The organism is Nocardioides astragali (genome assembly GCF_024436375.1).
GTDB classification, from domain to species: domain Bacteria; phylum Actinomycetota; class Actinomycetes; order Propionibacteriales; family Nocardioidaceae; genus Nocardioides; species Nocardioides astragali.
Window position 1 is genome coordinate 359670 of the sequence record NZ_JAFMZM010000004.1, and the last position, 16274, is coordinate 375943.

15 protein-coding genes are annotated in these 16274 nt (G+C 69.5%); 6 read left to right on the forward strand and 9 right to left on the reverse strand.

Going from position 1 to position 16274, the window contains the following annotated elements; all coding sequences use genetic code 11:
• Positions 1-42: 42 nt before the first annotated feature.
• The 4 genes from qcrB to ctaE are packed head-to-tail and all read right to left on the reverse strand — an operon-like array spanning position 43 to position 4550.
• Complete coding sequence (qcrB, locus tag J3P44_RS14980) at positions 43-1797, reverse strand: cytochrome bc1 complex cytochrome b subunit (RefSeq protein WP_372496582.1); 1755 nt, start codon at positions 1795-1797, stop codon at positions 43-45.
• Positions 1794-2933 (reverse strand): cytochrome bc1 complex Rieske iron-sulfur subunit, encoded by a 1140-nt coding sequence (gene qcrA / locus J3P44_RS14985; protein WP_255891238.1) that lies wholly within the window; start codon positions 2931-2933, stop codon positions 1794-1796. The genes qcrB and qcrA overlap by 4 nt, the downstream gene beginning before the upstream one ends.
• Positions 2930-3802 carry a cytochrome bc1 complex diheme cytochrome c subunit gene (qcrC, locus tag J3P44_RS14990; protein ID WP_308212273.1) on the reverse strand — a complete coding sequence of 291 codons (873 nt, stop codon included), beginning with the start codon at positions 3800-3802 and terminating at the stop codon, positions 2930-2932. Before qcrC ends, qcrA begins: the two co-directional genes overlap by 4 nt.
• Before the next feature lie 46 nt (positions 3803-3848).
• Positions 3849-4550 (reverse strand): aa3-type cytochrome oxidase subunit III, encoded by a 702-nt coding sequence (ctaE, locus tag J3P44_RS14995; protein ID WP_443678175.1) that lies wholly within the window; start codon positions 4548-4550, stop codon positions 3849-3851.
• Positions 4551-4562: 12 nt separating this feature from the next.
• On the opposite strand from ctaE, the gene J3P44_RS15000 reads away from it, so the two are divergent.
• The 3 genes from J3P44_RS15000 to trpD all read left to right on the forward strand — a co-directional run bounded on the left by J3P44_RS15000 (position 4563) and on the right by trpD (position 7092).
• Positions 4563-5486, forward strand: a complete 924-nt coding sequence (locus J3P44_RS15000) for a cytochrome c oxidase assembly protein (RefSeq protein WP_255891240.1) — start codon at positions 4563-4565, stop codon at positions 5484-5486.
• A gap of 60 nt (positions 5487-5546) precedes the next feature.
• Entirely contained in the window at positions 5547-5966 is a 420-nt protein-coding gene (locus J3P44_RS15005; RefSeq protein ID WP_255891241.1) for an Rv3143 family two-component system response regulator, read from the forward strand.
• A gap of 94 nt (positions 5967-6060) precedes the next feature.
• On the forward strand, positions 6061-7092 hold the full coding sequence (gene trpD, locus J3P44_RS15010) for an anthranilate phosphoribosyltransferase (protein WP_255891242.1): 1032 nt from the start codon (positions 6061-6063) through the stop codon (positions 7090-7092).
• Between the two features lie 8 nt (positions 7093-7100).
• Here the strand turns inward: trpD and J3P44_RS15015 are convergent, their stop codons facing one another.
• From J3P44_RS15015 to J3P44_RS15025, 3 genes are all read right to left on the reverse strand, one after another.
• The gene (locus J3P44_RS15015) at positions 7101-7394 is read right to left on the reverse strand and encodes a hypothetical protein (RefSeq protein ID WP_255891243.1); all 294 of its coding nucleotides are present in this window, start codon (positions 7392-7394) and stop codon (positions 7101-7103) included.
• 80 nt (positions 7395-7474) lie between these two features.
• On the reverse strand, positions 7475-8101 hold the full coding sequence (locus tag J3P44_RS15020; RefSeq protein ID WP_255891244.1) for a YgjV family protein: 627 nt from the start codon (positions 8099-8101) through the stop codon (positions 7475-7477).
• A 46-nt stretch (positions 8102-8147) separates the two neighbouring features.
• A complete protein-coding gene (locus J3P44_RS15025) occupies positions 8148-11003 on the reverse strand; it encodes an Ig-like domain-containing domain (RefSeq protein ID WP_255891246.1) in 2856 nt (951 codons plus the stop codon).
• A gap of 148 nt (positions 11004-11151) precedes the next feature.
• Here J3P44_RS15025 and J3P44_RS15030 point away from each other — a divergent pair, with 148 nt between their 5' ends.
• The gene (locus J3P44_RS15030) at positions 11152-11430 is read left to right on the forward strand and encodes an Lrp/AsnC family transcriptional regulator (RefSeq protein WP_129457122.1); all 279 of its coding nucleotides are present in this window, start codon (positions 11152-11154) and stop codon (positions 11428-11430) included.
• 27 nt (positions 11431-11457) lie between these two features.
• Here J3P44_RS15030 and J3P44_RS15035 read toward each other — a convergent pair whose 3' ends face one another.
• Positions 11458-12687, reverse strand: coding sequence for a putative hexosyltransferase (locus J3P44_RS15035; RefSeq protein WP_255891247.1), 1230 nt, complete (start codon positions 12685-12687; stop codon positions 11458-11460).
• Positions 12688-12788: 101 nt separating this feature from the next.
• Positions 12789-14579 carry a DEDD exonuclease domain-containing protein gene (locus tag J3P44_RS15040; RefSeq protein WP_255891248.1) on the reverse strand — a complete coding sequence of 597 codons (1791 nt, stop codon included), beginning with the start codon at positions 14577-14579 and terminating at the stop codon, positions 12789-12791.
• 101 nt (positions 14580-14680) lie between these two features.
• Here J3P44_RS15040 and J3P44_RS15045 point away from each other — a divergent pair, with 101 nt between their 5' ends.
• Together J3P44_RS15045 and J3P44_RS25565 are read left to right on the forward strand one after the other, a co-directional pair.
• Positions 14681-14956 carry a hypothetical protein gene (locus J3P44_RS15045; RefSeq protein WP_255891249.1) on the forward strand — a complete coding sequence of 92 codons (276 nt, stop codon included), beginning with the start codon at positions 14681-14683 and terminating at the stop codon, positions 14954-14956.
• Positions 14957-14966: 10 nt separating this feature from the next.
• Entirely contained in the window at positions 14967-16208 is a 1242-nt protein-coding gene (locus J3P44_RS25565) for an NYN domain-containing protein (RefSeq protein WP_255891250.1), read from the forward strand.
• Positions 16209-16274: the final 66 nt, after the last annotated feature.

Sequence of the window (16274 nt, forward strand, 5' to 3'; positions counted from 1 at the left end):
TCCCGGTGGGCCCTCGGTCTCGACCGTGCTCGACAGCGCCGATCAGTGGTCGCGCAGCGGGACCTCGTCGGTGTCACGCAGGCGGTGGTCGTCGAACTGGTGACCGTCGACCGGGTGGTCGAGCCCCGACTGGAGCTCCGCCTCGTGCTCGGCGTGGTGGTGGGCCGCCTCGAGCTCGGCCGCGGTGGGCTTCTGCACGTTGTGGCCATACATCCACGACGACAGCTTGGCGCGCAGCTTGTCCGAGCGGGAGTTGGGTGCCGCCACCCCGGCCGCGTCGGTGTCGCTGCCGACCGGGTGGATGTGGTCGCGATCGCGCGCCGTGAGGGTGTAGGCCGCCTTGGTGTTGATCGGCAGGTGCCGCTCGGCGTACTGGCCCTCGGGGGAGCGGGTGATGATGCCCGTCTCGTAGCCGTGGAGGAGCAGCTCGTTGTCGTGACGCTGCAGCGAGATGCACCAGCGTCGGGTGATCCAGAAGGCCAGGAGCGGACCCACGAAGATGGCCACCCGCATGAAGTAGGTGATCTGGTTGATGCTGGCGTGCAGCTTGATCGCGATGATGTCGTTGCCGCCCGCGGCCCAGGCCAGGCCGTAGAACGTCATCAGCGCCACCATGACCGCGGTGCGCGTGGGCGCGTTGCGCGGGCGCTGGAGGAGGTGGTGGTCACGCTTGTCGCCGGTGATCCAGCTCTCGACGAAGGGCAGGAGCATGAGGACCACGAGCATGAGCGGCGGCACGATGAGGATCGGGAGCATCACGTTCCACGAGATGGTGTAGCCGAAGATCACGCTCTCCCACCCGGTGGGGATGATGCGCAGCAGCCCGTCGGGCCAGCCCATGTACCAGTCGGGCTGCGAGCCGGCAGTCACCTTGGTGGGGTCGTAGGGGCCGAACTTCCACACCGGGTTGATCGACAGCAGTCCGCCCATCAGGGCGATGACGCCGAAGACCATGAAGAAGAAGCCGCCGGCCTTGGCGGCGTACACCGGCAGCATCGGGAAGCCGACGACGTTCTGCTCGGTGCGGCCGGGGCCAGGCCACTGGGTGTGCTTGTGGTAGACGAGCAGCAGCATGTGCACGGCGATCAGCGCGAGCAGGATGCCCGGGATCAGGAGCACGTGGATGATGTAGAGCCGCGGGATGATCGACTCGCCGGGGAACTCGCCACCGAACAGCAGGAACGACATGTAGGACCCGGCCACCGGGGTGGCCTTCAGGAACCCGTCCGCGGCGCGGACGCCGGTGCCGGACAGCAGGTCGTCGGGGAGCGAGTAGCCGGTGAAGCCCTCGAGGGTGCCGAGCAGCAGCAGGAGGCAGCCGATGACCCAGTTGAGCTCACGGGGCTTGCGGTAGGCGCCGGTGAAGGCGACGCGGAGCAGGTGCACCATCATCGCCGCGATGAAGATCATCGCCGCCCAGTGGTGCATCTGGCGCATGAGCAGGCCGCCGCGGACGTCGAAGGAGATGTTGAGCGTGGACGCCATCGCCTCGGACATCCCGATGCCGCGCAGCTGGTCGTAGGAGCCCTCGTAGGTGACGTGACCCATCGACGGGTTGAACCACAGCGTCAGGAACACGCCGGTGAGGAGCAGCACGACGAAGCTCCACAGCGCGATCTCGCCGAGCATGAACGACCAGTGGTCGGGGAAGACCTTGCGCAGGTTCTTCTTCATCATCGTCGCGAGGCCGAGGCGGTCGTCGGCCCACGAGGCCAGCGATCCGGCGGGGCCGGGCTTCGATGCGGTCGCGGCCTCAGTGCGGTTGCTCGTCGCGACCTTGCTGGTGTCGACGCTCACTGCTTCTCACGCTCCCAGTAGCTTGCCCCGATGGGCTCGGTGAAGTCGCTCTGTGCGACCAGGTAGCCCTCATCGTCAACCGCCAGGGGCAGCTGGGGAAGGGGGCGGGCAGCCGGACCGAAGACGACCTTGGCGCCGTCGGCGAGGTCGAAGGTCGACTGGTGGCACGGGCACAGCACGTGGTGGGTGGTGCGCTCGTAGAGGGAGATCGGGCATCCCACGTGGGTGCAGATCTTGGAGTAGCAGATGATGCCGTCGACGGTCCACTTGTCCGGCTGGGTGGCGGGGGTGAGGTCGTCGGGGTCCATCCGGACGATGATGATCGCGCCCTTGGCCTTCTCGGCCTGCTCCTCGGCACCGTGGAGCTCGTGGTAGCCGTTCTCCTCGGTGGGGAACAGCGCCTCGGGGGCTGCGTTGACCAGGTCGCCGACCTCGATCTCGCTGGCGAGGATGGGCGTGCCCGTGACGTCGCGCACCAGGCGCATGCCCGGCTCCCAGATCGTGTGGGCAAGCTTGCCGGTGTCGAGCGCGTCGCCGGGGGCGAGGTCGCGCAGCAGCACGACGGCGGGGAGGCCGAGCACGGCCATGGAGCCGATCATCGTGTTGCGCACCAGCGGACGACGGCCGATGCCGGACTCGGCGACCCCGTCGTTGAGCGCCTGGATGGTGGCCTCACGGTCCTCGGCGGGGGAGGCCGCGGGGTGACGCATCTCGATCATCTCGGCGTCGGCCATCAGCTTGCGCGCCAGGTGGATGATGCCGATGCCGATGAACAACAGGCTCAGCCCCAGCGTCACCCCGAGGGAGACGGTGGAGGCGCCCATGCCGGCGAAGGTGTCCCAGTTGTCACCGACCTCGAAGGAGAAGTAGGCGACCACGAAGAGGAGGGCACTGATCATGGCCGCGACGAACATCGCGGCGATCTGGCGCTCAGCGCGCTTCTCGGCCTTGGGGTCGACGTCGGTGGGGCGCCAGTGGTGTGGCGGGAGCCCGGGGTCGGCGATCGGGTCGGCCTCGTGGTGGACGGGCACGTGGGACTCGTCGTACGTCGCCGGAGCGGCCATGCCGGACGGGTCACCGTAGGGCTCGGGCGTGCCGTCGGGGGCGTTGACCAAGCGGTCGCTGTCGTTGCTCACGCGTTCACCTTGCTCTTCTTGCTCCGGGTCGTGTGCGAGGCGATCCACACGGCGGCGCCCACGAGCGAACCGATGCCGACGAGCCAGGCGAACAGGCCCTCGGACACCGGGCCGAGCCCGCCGAGGGTGAAGCCGGCGTACTCGGGCGTCTCCTGGATGCTGTCGAGGTAGGCGATCACGTCGCGCTTGTCCTCCGGCGTCAGGTTGCCGTTGCTGAAGTTGGGCATCTGCTGCGGCCCGGTCAGCAGCGCCTCGTAGATGTACTTGCCCTCCACGCCGTGCAGGTTGGGGGCGTAGCCGCCGCGCGGCATGGCTCCGCCGGCGCCGTTGAAGTTGTGGCACGCGGTGCAGTTGGTGAGGAAGATCTGCCCGCCGCGGGCGATCGCCTCCTCACGCTCCTCCTCCGACAGTCCCTCGATGGAGTAGTCGGACTCGTTCGGGATGGCAGGACCCGGCGCCAGCGAGGCGACGTACGCGGCCAGGGCGGCAGTCTCCTCCTCGTCGAAGACAGGCTCCTTGCGAGGCGCCTGCGCCCCGGGGCTGGCCATCGGCATGCGCCCCGTGCCGACCTGGAAGTCGACCGCCGCGGCACCGACGCCGACCAGCGACGGGCCGAGCTGGTAGCCGTCGCGGACCGTGGAGATGCCCTCGGCGTTCTTGCCGTGGCAGGTGGCGCAGCTCGTCAGGAACAGCTCCTTGCCCTGCGCGATCTGGTCGGTGTCACTGGCCTGGCTGTTGGCCGGGGCGGGGGCCAGCGCCGTGTAGAGGGAGCCGCTGAGCACGAGGCCCAGGAACAGCACGACGAGGCCCGCAAGAGGCCCCCGACGATGCCGGGAGAGCCGACCAGCGGTTCGGTTGAGCAACTGCACGATGAGTCCTTGCCGGTTGCGGACGGTGTCGGTTGTTTGGGAGTGCTTACTTGATGACGTAGATCGTGAAGAACAGGCCGATCCAGACCACGTCGACGAAGTGCCAGTAGTAGGACACGACGATCGCCGTGACGGCTTGCTCGTGGGTGAAGCGCCTGGCCAGGTAGGTGCGGCCCAGCACGAAGAGGAAGGCGATCAGGCCGCCGGTCACGTGGAGACCGTGGAACCCGGTGGTCAGGTAGAACATCGTGCCGTAGGCCGAGCTCGGGATGGTCATGCCCTCGTGCATCAGCTCGGCATACTCGAGCGCCTGGCCGCCGATGAAGACCGCGCCCATGAGGTAGGTGAGGATGAACCACTCGCGCAGGCCCCACTTGGCGACGTTGAGCAGGGAGCCCGTACGGCCGACCTGGCCGCGCTCGGCGGCGAAGACGCCCCACTGGCAGGCGAACGAGGACGCCACCAGGATCACGGTGTTGGCCGTGGAGAACGGGACGTTGAGCTTCTCCGTCTCCTGCGCCCACAGCTCGGGGCTCACCGCGCGGATGGTGAAGTAGGCCGCGAACAGGGCCGCGAAGAACATCAGCTCGCTGGAGAGCCAGATGATCGTGCCCACGCTGACCATGCTGGGTCGGTCGTGGTGCCCGTGCAGTCGGGAGGCCGGAATCGCAGTTGCTGTCGCCACGAGCGACATTATTGCTTCATCGGGAGGCGGAGGGCACCCCGACCCCCTGTGTTGTCCCGTCATAAAGTTCACAGCGTGCTGCTCGCCCTGTCCACGCTCTCCGAGGAAGCCTCCGAGGCCCTTCCGCGATTCACGCTGGGGCGCGTCTTCACCGACTGGGGGATCGACCCGATCCCCTTCGTCGTCACGGTCTGGGCCGTCGGCCTGTACGCCCTCGGGGTGGTCGTCCTGCGCCGCCGGGGCGACCGCTGGCCGGTCGGCCGGACCCTCGCGTTCGTGGGGTTGGGGATGGGCGCGTTCTTCTTCGCCACGTCGTCCGGCCTGGGCCGCTACGACACCACGCTGCTGAGCGTGCACATGGTCCAGCACATGCTGCTGTCCATGGTGGTGCCGCTGGCGCTCGCGCTCGGGGCGCCGGTCACCCTGGCTTTGCGCACGCTGCCGCCGGCACCCCGAAGGTGGCTGCTGGCGCTGCTCCACTCCCGGGTGGCGAAGGTGCTGGCGTTCCCGCCGCTGGCGTTCGTGCTCTACGTCGCCTCGCCCTGGGCGCTCTACTTCAGCTCCTGGTACGACGCCAGCCTGAGCTCGGCGTACGTCCACGAGATGATGCACGTGCACCTCGTGCTCGTCGGCACGCTCTTCTTCTGGCCGTTGATGGGCGTCGACCCGGTCCCGGGTCGCGTCAGCCACCCGTTCCGGGTGCTCCTGACGCTCATGACGCTGCCGTTCCACGCGTTCCTGGGTGTCACGATCATGGGCCAGACGACGCTGATCGGCGGGGCGCACTACCTCGAGCTCCGCGAGGGGCCGATGGGCTCCTGGCTGCCTCCGGTGCTGGACGACCAGCACCTGGCTGGCGGCATCCTCTGGGCCAGCGGCGACCTGATCGGCGTGCTGTTCTTCGCGGTGCTGTTCACCCAGTGGGTGCGCCAGTCGATGAGGGAGGCGGCACGGGAGGACCGTCGGCTCGACCTCGCCGAACGGCGCTCGGCCCCCTGACGGGGAGCGAGGCTCGGTGGTCGAGGCGCGAGCGCGCCGACGCACCGATACGATGCCCACGTGAGCACCGCCACTCCCGACAGCCGCCCGATCAAGGTCCTCGTCTACAGCGACGACATCAACACCCGGCAGCAGGTGATCCTGGCGCTGGGCCGTCGCCCCCACCCGGACCTCCCGGAGCTCGAGTACGTCGAGGTCGCCACGGAGCCGGTCGTCCTGCAGAACATGGACTCGGGCACCATCTCCCTCGCGATCCTCGACGGCGAGGCCGTACCGGCAGGTGGCATGGGCATCGCCAAGCAGCTCAAGGACGAGATCTACCAGTGCCCCCCGGTCATCGTGCTGACCGGCCGCCCGCAGGACGCCTGGCTCGCCACCTGGTCTCGCGCAGAGGCCGCCGTGCCGCACCCGATCGACCCGATCCAGCTCGCCGAGGCCGTCATCGGCCTGTTGCGCCCGTCGGTGCCGGCCACCACCTGACCTCCTCGCGGGTCGAGGAGGTTGCTCAGCAACCGTCTCGAAACCCGGCCACACGCACGTCCTGGCGATCTGAGGGTCTGAAACACTCGGGCCCATGTCCCACACCTGGCCCGACGTCCTCTCCACCCTGGTCGCCGGCAGCGACCTGACGACCGAGCAGGCGCGATGGGCCATGGACGAGGTGTTCGCAGGAGCTGCGACCCCCGTCCAGCTCGCCGGGCTCGTGGTCGCGCTGCGTGCCAAGGGCGAGACGGTCGAGGAGGTCTCCGGCATCGCCGCGGCCATGCTGGCCGCCGCCAACCCGATCTCGGTGCCGGGCCGGCTGCTCGACATCGTCGGCACCGGCGGCGACCGCTCGATGTCGGTCAACATCTCCACGATGGCGGCGATCGTCGCGGCGGGTGCGGGAGCGCGCGTCGTCAAGCACGGCAACCGGTCGGCGTCCTCGCAGTCGGGCTCCGCCGACGTGCTCGAGGCGCTCGGCATCCGGCTCGACCTCGCGCCCGCGCGGGTCGCCGAGGTGGCGGAGGAGGCGGGCATCACTTTCTGCTTCTCCGCGGCGTTCCATCCCGCCATGCGCCACGCCGCCGTGCCGCGCCGCGAGCTCGGCATCGCCACCACCTTCAACATCCTCGGTCCGCTGACGAACCCCGCGCGTCCGCAGGCGCAGGCCATCGGGTGTGCCGATCCCCGGATGGCACCGGTCATGGCCGGCGTGCTGGCCGAGCGCGATGTGGACGCCTGGGTGTTCCGCGGCGACGACGGGCTCGACGAGCTGACCACGACCACCACCTCGACCCTGTGGCGCGTGCACGGGGGAGAGGTCACCAGGCTGACGATCGACCCGGCCTCGGTCGGCATCGGCCGTGCGACCACCGAGGACCTCCGCGGGGGAGACGCCGCCCACAACGCCGACGTCGTACGCCGACTGCTGGCGGGGGAGACGGGTCCGGTGCGCGACGCCGTGGTGCTCAACGCGGGGGCGGCGCTGGCGGTCTACGACTCGCCGGACGACGACGACCTCGAGTCCGCCCTTGCCGCTGGAGTCAGCAAAGCTGCCCAGGCGATCGACTCAGGGGCGGCACAGGACGCGCTGGAGCGCTGGGTGGCTGCGACGTCGGGCTGACGTCAGGGTCAGCCAAACCAGTGAGCGCTCTTGCCCAGCATGCGGCCGCGAGGGGAGTAGACCACCTGGACCAGGCCCTGCTTGGTGCAGGGGCGGTAGTGGTACAGCAGGTTCGGGGCACCGAGTCCCGTCTCGCTACCCGCGGTATCGAAGATCTTGTGCACCTTGGTCATGGTCATGCCTTTGGTGACGCGGTCGTACTCGTGCCGGGAGACGCACCGGGGCGTGTCCGCTTGGGCCATGGGAACGGCGACTGTCGTTGCCGTGAAGGCAACAAGGATCGCGGCCGCGAGTCTGCGCATGGCGGGTCTCCTTCGTCGACAGTGCCGCCAAATCTAGGCGCGTCGCGCCGTCCGCGGAGCAGAATCGCCAGACTGGGACCTCAGGGGATCTCGAGGACGTACGACTCGCCTTCGCGCCGGAACCCGAGCCGGTCATAGTAAGCGCCCACCATTCCGGGTGGCGTCACCACGCGCCGCACCCCGCGCTCGCTGAGCAGACCGCTGCGCCGCCAGACGAACTCGCCGGGGGAGAAGTCGCGATAGCGCGGCGTGACGTAGTCGAGCATCACGTGGGCGGTCTCGCCATCCTCACGCAGCAGCACGACACCGACGGTCTCGTCCCCCTTCTGGACGAGGAAGGCGTCGTGCGTGGAGGACGGATCGTGGACGAACTCTGGGTTGAACTTGAGGATGTCGGCGCCGTGCACCCGCAGCACGTGCCGCAGGTACTCGTCCGTGGGAGTTACCTCGAGGACCTGGAACGCGGTCTCGTCGTGGCGCTCGCGCAGGAGCTGGACGATGAACCACGCGTTGATGGCGACCAGGACGGTGTTCATGCCGACCATGGGCCAGACCTCGAGCATCGCGTTGAAGACGATGAGGAGGACGCAGGCGATCGCGTTGAGGACGCGCAGGCGCAGGACGCTCGCTTGGAGGAGCGAGTAGACCAGCAGGGCGCTCCCGCCCCATCCGAGGACGTCGAGCCAGTGGTCAGCGAGCCAGGTCACGGCGGGGAGACTATCCCCCGCCGTGACGGCTCACGGCATCCTCGGACTACTTGACCGTGACGCTCCACTTGTCGGGCTTGACCAGAGGATTTCCGGCTTCATCCTTGATGCGGGTGTAGGTGAGCTTGATGAGGTAGGTCTTGCTGCGCTTGAGCCTGCTGGCCGGCTTGAGGGTGGCCTTGCGCCCGCCCTTGGTGATCGCCACCTTGGCTTTGAGCGGCTTCTTCTTCCCCTTCTGGTACAGGCGCATGGTCTTCTTGCTGACGCCCTTGACCTTCTCGCTGAACGTCGCGACGAAGACGGACTTCCGGGTCGCCTGTTCGCCGGGCTTCATGGTCTTGATGGTCGGAGGCGTTCCGTCCACGCGGAAGCTTCCATTCAGGCTCGTGCCGAGGGTCTTGCCGGCGGCATCGAGGGCGGTGACGGACCAGGTGTAGCTACCTGTGGCGACAGCCTTCGTCGTCGCGTAGGCGTTGCCCGGGGTGGAGACGTTCGCCAGCCGATCGCCGCTGCTGCTCGTCGCTGTGACGTTGTAGGCAGAGGCACCCGGGACGTCGGTCCAGGTGAACAGCACGCCGGCGGCCGGCTGCCAGGATCCGTTGGCCGGGGCGGTCAGCGTCGGGGCCGCACCGAGGGACCTGAACTCGAAGGGGGTGGACCACGGACCCGGGTTGCCGGTCGCGTCGGTGCGACGTACCCGCCACACGTAGGCCGTCGGGTCAGCCGGGATCGGCTGGGTCCACGTGTAGGCGGGTGTCTTCACGGTGGTGGTGAAGAGGCGGTTGACCGATGAGAAGGACCGGTCATTGTTCCGGTAGACCTCGACGGTGTAGCTCGCCGCGAAGGCCTGCGGTGCCCAGCGCAGCGGCACCGTCCCCGAGACGGTCGCCCCGTTTCCTGGCGACTGGAGATCGACCGCCGGGCTCTCCTTGGTCAGGGCCTGCACGGTGGACCAGGTGAGGCCCTGTCCTTCGGAGTCGGTCGCCTGGACCCGCCAGTAGAGGGTTCCCTCAGGGTAGAGCCGGTCCCAGGCGGTGTAGGTCGTCTGGTCGACGACCTGGTCGTCGAGGAGAGGAGCCTGGAAGGACGGCTCGTTGTCGACCTCGATGTGGTAGCCGCGAGCCGACTGGTTGCCGGTCTGGCCCAGCCACGGGGTGGCGAGGTTCGTGGCGCGGTAGTCGTCCCAGCTGAACGAGATCTCGGTCCCCGCGCCGCTGGAGGTGCTCAACCCCGTGACAGGCGGCGAGACCTTGCGGAAGGCCTTGGTGCCGAGCGTGAACGGGCTTGAGATGGGCTGCGGTCCGCACCCGCTCGCCGCGCACGCACGGACGTACCAGTGGTAGGCCTGGCCGGCGGAGCTGTCCGGCAGCGCCGAGACCTGGTCGCCGTGCGCCAGGGCCAGCATCGTGTTCGTGGTTGAGATCGGAACGCTCTTGCTGGCGAGGACGGACGTCGTGAACTTGTTGTCCTGGCCGATGTAGACGGAGTATGAGGTAGCGCCGGGCATCGGGTCCCACGAAAAGACAGGCGTCGTGGGCACGCTGTCACACAGGGTCGAGGCGCATCCGGACCCTCCGCCGGTGACGGCCACCTTCATGCCCTGGACCTCAGCGGTGGGGTCGAACGTCGCTGGGGGAGTCGAGGGCTGTGTCCAGTCGATCGCCTGCGGGACCGACGCGAACTGACCAGGCAGGCCGGTCTTCTCGTACGGCTTGTCGAGCGGACGGACCATCCAGTACGTCGTGCCGCTGGACTTGTAGCCGCAGTCATTGGCGCTCCGCGGCACGTAGGTCGTTCCGGAGGTGCGGCACGTGCGGGAATTGACCGAGAAGTTGAGGTCGCTCGCCACGATGAGCTCGTAGTCGGATGCCTGCGGCACAGGCGTCCACTCGTAGTACGGACGGGAGCTGGTCAGTGCGGCCGGCGACGAGTAGCTGCCGACGGGGTGGACTGCCTGCGGCTGGTGCTCGTAGACGCGGTTGAAGCCGAAGTTGGTCTGAGCCCAGCTCGTCGCCTGGCCGTTGAGGTCGATCGCACGCACACGCCACCAGAACTGGTCGTTGGCGAGGGTGGTGTACGGGGAGAAGCGGGTGCCCTGGACGCCCGAGGCGGTGGTCGTCGACCCCGGATCGAACGTGGGGCCGTCGGAGATCTGGACGTCGTACGCCCGTGCGCCCGGCACGGGCTCCCAGTCCAGCACCACGTCGCTCACCTTGGTGTCCACACTGTCGGTGGGGGAGACGAGAGACGGCTTGGCCAGGGGCAGAATGTTGAAGCTGAGGGGGTTGGAGGGCAGCGAGACAAGTCCGGCAGACTTGACGGCCGTCACCCGCCAGAACCAGTCACCCTCACCCAGCGGGTCGGGCACGACGAGGTTGGTCGCCTTGGTGGAGTAGGACTTCGAGCCGACGAAGTCGGAGTCGCCGTCCACCTCGACCGTGTACGACGTAGCGCCAGGGCTGCCCAGCCACTGGAGCAGCGGCGGGTTGCCCGGCTGGTCCAGGTTGGCGCCCCCGGCGGGGGCCGTCGGGACAGGCACGCTCACCGGTGACACGGTGATGGGGTCCCCCTCGCGCCACGCAGACGTGTCGGAGCCCTTCACGGTCCGCACCCGCCAGAACTGCTTCCCGGACCGGAGCGCGGCCGTCGGCGTTGCCCGGAAGTTCACGGTGCTGAGGGAGAGCTCGGGGGACCCGAAGCTGCTGTCGTTGTCGACCTGGACCTGGTATCCGGTCGCCTTGGCGACCGGCGCCCACGCGAGCGCTGGGACGCTCGCGCCCTCGGGTGTCGCGCTGAGGCCGGAAGGTGATGCGACGGCCGCCTGCGCGGTCGGTACAGCCATGGTCGTGGCGACCAGCGCCAGTGCGGCACCGGCCCCCGTGCGCGCGATGATGTTGGACATCCCGGAGAGTTCCCCTCGTGGTGTGGCTCAGACCCGGTCACGCTAGATCGCACGCGGGCACCGCGGTTCGGGAATGGCCCTGACTAGTCACAAATGACTAGAGGGTTCGTCCGATCGGTCAGCGGGGGGCTGGCGCTACGGTGATGCCATGATCACCGCCATCGTGTTCGTGAAGGCCGACGTCGCGCGCATCCCCGAGGTCGCGGAGGCGATCGCCTCCCTCGACGGAGTGAGCGAGGTCTACTCGGTGACTGGGCAGATCGACCTGATCGCCCTCGTACGCGTGCGCGAGCACGAGGACGTCGCGTCCGTCGTGGCCGACCGGCTCAACAAGGTCGAGGGTGTCACGGAGACCGAGACGCACATCGCCTTCCGCACCTATTCCAAGCACGACCTCGAATCGGCGTTCAGCATCGGGCTCGACTGAGACGTCCAACGCGATCGTCGGACGAGCTCACGGGAAGGGCTGCACGGACGGTGCTTCGTCGATCGTGAAGATCTTCATCACCCAGTAGTACTGGCCAACGATCCCCGCCACTGCGAGTGCGACCGGCACCAGCCACTGCATGAGGGAGTCGGCTCGACTGCCGGACGTCGTCCGCGGCTCGAGGAGCGGCGACAACGGGAAGATCGCCAGCAGGATGTAGCGCAGGATCCCGGCGCTCGGCTTCGTGGCGGCGAACATGTAGACCATGTAGATCGGTGCCCACCAGCGCACGGTCGCGGGGAGAGTCTTGGCGGTTGGACGGAGCGCAGCGTAGGCCACCAGCGCAAGGACCGGGAGGACGAATGCGCCGACGATTGCAGGGTTGGCCGCGGCGAGAGTGAGCCAGTTGACCGTGGCGCCGCCGAGCGACTTGTTCGTCGGCCAGGCGGCCATGGTCTCGGTGAAGGCGGAGGTATTGCGAGTCACGACCGCCGCGATGGCCGGCCACACGGCCGCCATCGCGACGCACGCGACGCACGCTACGGCTGAGACCACTCGCTCCCGGCGCGGGAACTCCACGACGTCGCGCCGGCGCCACCGCACGACCCACGTTGCGGCAGCGAGCAGGCCCAGGGGGAGCAGCAGCGGCCGCGTGACGGACAGGAGCGCGGCCCAGACAAGGAACCACCCGTGTCTCTGAGTGGACAGGGCGTGCAACGCGAGAACCACCAGCAGCAGCGACATCGACTCGGTGTAGGCGACCTGCAGGACCGGCGCCGACGGGAAGCAGCACAGGGCCAGGACCAGGGTCGTTGCTGCGTAGTCGTCCATCCATTCGCGCACCATGCCGTAGAGGACCACCATCGCGACGGCGCCGCAGGCGAGGCTCACGACCGTCGCCGCGAGCGGGAACTCGATCCTGGCGATCATCATCAGCAGCCGCACCAGGAACGGATAGCCCCCGCTGAAGGCCCACTCGTTCGGCACGACCTCCCCGCCGACCTCGGGCAGGGTGGTGGGATAGCCGTTCTCTGCGATCGTTCGGAACCACTGACCGTCCCAGTTGGAGACCACCCCGAGGTACCCGGGGGACTCGGGTGTGGGCGTGGTGAGCTTGTAGCCCGGCGTGGTGCTGGTGATCGCAGCCTGACGGCTCGCCCCGATGTGCAGCAGGATTCCGTCGATCACGCGGGTGATCGCGTAGATCACCAGGGGCACCAGCGTCCAGCGGTGTTCAGTGAGGCGTGGTCGTGGCATGGATTGCTTTCCCGGGACGGCGGACGAGGAGGTTGCGGCCGTGAGCGTACGCGCTCGGTCGGTCCCGGCGCGGGAGAACATCACTGGCTCCGAGGTCGGGGTCAGCGCACCGGTCGGTGCACCGGCGAGGGCAGTCTCTTCTCGTCGAACGGCACGAGGGAGAGCCTCGACTGGCTGGCCGCGTCGTAGAGGGCCAGGTGGCGGGCCGCCCCACCCAGCGGGCAGATCCACTCGCCGTCGACGTCGACGAGCCGGACGCCGGGCGACTCCAGCCACCGCAGGATCCGCTCGGACTCCTCCGCCGTGGCCGCCGGCACCGGTCCCGGCGCTCCGCTGACGGTCTCGGCGCTCGCGGTGAGCTCGCGGACGTACTGGTGGGCGTCGGCGCCTGATGGGATGACCCCGGCGGCGGCGAGACGGCCGTGTCGGACGACGTGGACCGACCATCGGCCGGTGTCCTCGCGTCGCGCGGCCACGATCTCCGGGCACCGGGTGAGGGCAGAGAGTCGCTGGGTGCGCGCGGCCGCGCGGACGAAGGTGGCGAGCCGGTCGCGGTGGACGCCTGCCTCCTCGAAGCGCTCCCGGTCCGCCAGAGCGGTCATCCGCTCGTTGATCGTCTCGACGACCTCGTCGGGACTCCGCAGCAGCGTGTCACGCAGCCGGCGTACGACGGCACCGTAGGTTGTCTCGTCGGTCGACCCGTCGCAGGGGGAGAGGCAGCGGCCCATCTCGGCCAGCACGCAGGCCGTGCCCGACGGGACCCGCGGCAACCGTCCGCCGCACTGGCGCACGGGGAAGGTCTCGTGGAGCGCGGCGAGGCACTTCTCCGCGGTCTTCTTGGACGAGAAGGGGCCGAGGTAGTCGGCGTCGTCGTCGAGCACCATGCGGACCAGGGACAGGCGGGGCCAGGCCTCGCGGGTGAGCTTGACGAAGTGGACCTTCTCGGGGAAGCGCGAGCGGCGGTTGTAGCGCGGCTTGTGCTCGGCGATCAGGCGCAGCTCACGGACCTCGGCCTCCAAGGGCGTCGCGCACTCGATCCCGGTGACCGAGGTGGCCAGACCGACCATCTCGCCCATCCGGGTCCGGGTCTCGGAGGAGGTGAAGTAGGTGCGGACGCGGGTGCGGAGGTCGCGGGACGTGCCGATGTAGAGGACGCGCGATCGGTCGTCGCGGAAGAGGTAGACGCCAGGAGCGTGGGGGAGGCCCTCGGCCAGGTGGCGCTTGCGGCGCTGGGCGGTGCTGACCCTGGCGGAGAAGGTCTGGAGCTCCTCCAGGGTGTGCACGCCGAGTCCGCCGAGTCGCTCCATCAGGCCGTGGAGGACGTCGACCGTGGCCCGGGCATCGGAGAGTGCGCGGTGGTTGGGGGTGGTCGAGGAGTTGAAGACCTTGGCCAACGAGGACAGCTTGCAGTTGGGTGCGTCGTCGCGGGTGATCACGCGCCGTGCGAGCTTGGCCGTGTCGAGCACCTCGAACCTGGGCCACGGACGGCCCTGCTCCCGGGCGAAGTGCTGGAGGAAGCCGACGTCGAACGGGGCGTTGTGGGCCACCAGGACGCACCCGGCGGCGAACTCGAGGAACGCCGGCAGTGCCGACTCGATCGGCGGCGCATCGTGGACCATCGAGTTGCTGATGCCGGTCAGCACGGCGATGAACGCGGGGATCTCGGCGTGCGGGTTGACGAGGGTCTGGAACTCGCCGAGCACCTCGCCCCCTCGCACCTTCACCGCACCGATCTCGGTGATCATCGAGCCGCCTGCGGCCGAGCCGCCGGTCGTCTCGAGGTCGACCACGCAGAAGGTGAGGTCACGCAACGGCCGCCCCAGCTCGTCGAAGCTGCGCTGCGCCTCCCAGCGGGACTGCTCCCGCATCGGTCGGTGGGCGGTGGTGCTCATGTCTGACGACGCTAGACGTGGCATCCGACAATGCGGCGGACGGCGCGCGCACTACGCTGACCCCGCCGACCCTCGACGAGACCCCCACCAGAGGAGCACCTGTGGCTGACGAGACCGCCGACCTCCGCGTCCCCGGCGCCGGCGAACGCTGGCGCTGCGCGGGCTGCGGCAACCTCACCCGCTTCGACGTCACCCGCACCCGCCGGACGACTGAGTACTGGCACTTCGACCTCGCAGGTGAGCACCAGGTCGAGGAGGAGATCGTCCTCGCGGAGGCCGTCGAGGCCGTCTCGTGCCGCTGGTGCGGTCGGGCCGACGCCATCGAGGTCGTGGATCGGGCCTCGGCCGACACCGCCGGCGACCCGGCCGCCGGCTGACGAGACGTCCGTGACTGTCCCGGAGGCACTGCCAGAGCGGCTCCGCCTGCGGGTGGTCGCCCTGGTCTCTGCGGTGCTGCCGACGGTCACTCCGGTGCCCGCGCCGCTGCGCAAGGTCGCCGGCTTCGCGCCCGCCCGGCGCGCGCGGCTCGGCGGCAGCGCCATCTGGGAGGCCCTGGCTGACGACGACTTCCGCGAGCGTGCCGCAGTCCAGGTGGCTGCCGTTCCGGCGGGCGAGGACAACCCAGTGGACGCCGCGGCCCGGGCGTGGCTCTCCCGCGACGAGGGCTGGGAGTCGCTGGTCACCGACCTCGTCGCGACCCTGGACGAGGCGGAAGCACGCGCCGACCAGTCCCAGGCCGAGCTCGGTCGTCTCGGCGCGCAGGTGGCGTCCCTCCAGGCGGAGCTGGCCTCGTCGAAGGCCGAGCATCGCGACGAGCTGGAGCGTGCGAGGGCTGACTACAAGGTGCTGCGGCAGCGGCTGGGTGACGCGCGCAGCTCGGTGCGGGCGGCCGAGGCCGAGCGTGACGCGGCCCTCGCCGTCCGCGACCAGGCGGTGGCAGCTGCTGAGGCCGCGACCAGAGCAGCCGATGCGGACGTACGCCGGCTCCGGGCCCAGCTCGACGAGGCGGAGACCGGGCTGGCGGCCACCCGCCGTGACGCGCGCTCGGAGCGGGACGCGGCGACGATCCGGGCGCGCCTGCTCCTCGACGCGGTGGTGGATGCCGCCACGGGCCTCCGTCGTGAGCTCGGCCTCGCGGCCGTCACCGGTTCGCCTGCCGACTCGGTGGAGGCGGCGCTCGCGGGCGTGGACGCCGCTCCCTCGTCCAGCGCGCCCGCGACCCCGGCGTTGCTGGAGCAGACACTCGGACTGCCCCGCGCTCGACTGATCATCGACGGCTACAACGTCACCAAGGAGGCCTGGCCCTCGGCCACCCTCGAGGCGCAGCGCAGCCGGCTGGTCGCCGCCCTCGGACCGCTGGTGGCGCGATCGGGGGCGGAGACCACGGTGGTCTTCGACGCCGCCGAGTCCACCTCCCGGACCGCCATGCCGGCCCCGCGCGGCGTACGCGTGGTCTTCAGCCCGGAGGGCGTGATCGCCGACGACGTGATCCGGCAGCTGGTGGCGGCCGAGCCACGCGGGCGCGTGGTCGTGGTGGTGACGGCGGACCAGGAGCTGGCGAAGGACGTCGTACGCAGCGGCGCCCGGGCGGTGCCGGCGTCCTCGCTGATCGGCGTCATCTCCGCGTGACGGACGTGGACACGGCGCGCCGCGACACGCCGCGGAGCCGTTGTCGGTGGCTCCTGTCACCGTTCG

Coding starts and splice junctions, on each gene's coding strand:
- J3P44_RS15015 (WP_255891243.1), bottom strand. CDS start 7,394: ATGCGCAGACTCGCGGCCGCGATCCTTGTTGCCTTCACGGCAACGACA.
- ctaE (WP_443678175.1), bottom strand. CDS start 4,550: ATGACGGGACAACACAGGGGGTCGGGGTGCCCTCCGCCTCCCGATGAA.
- J3P44_RS15040 (WP_255891248.1), bottom strand. CDS start 14,579: ATGAGCACCACCGCCCACCGACCGATGCGGGAGCAGTCCCGCTGGGAG.
- J3P44_RS15025 (WP_255891246.1), bottom strand. CDS start 11,003: ATGTCCAACATCATCGCGCGCACGGGGGCCGGTGCCGCACTGGCGCTG.
- trpD (WP_255891242.1), top strand. CDS start 6,061: ATGTCCCACACCTGGCCCGACGTCCTCTCCACCCTGGTCGCCGGCAGC.
- J3P44_RS15030 (WP_129457122.1), top strand. CDS start 11,152: ATGATCACCGCCATCGTGTTCGTGAAGGCCGACGTCGCGCGCATCCCC.
- J3P44_RS15035 (WP_255891247.1), bottom strand. CDS start 12,687: ATGCCACGACCACGCCTCACTGAACACCGCTGGACGCTGGTGCCCCTG.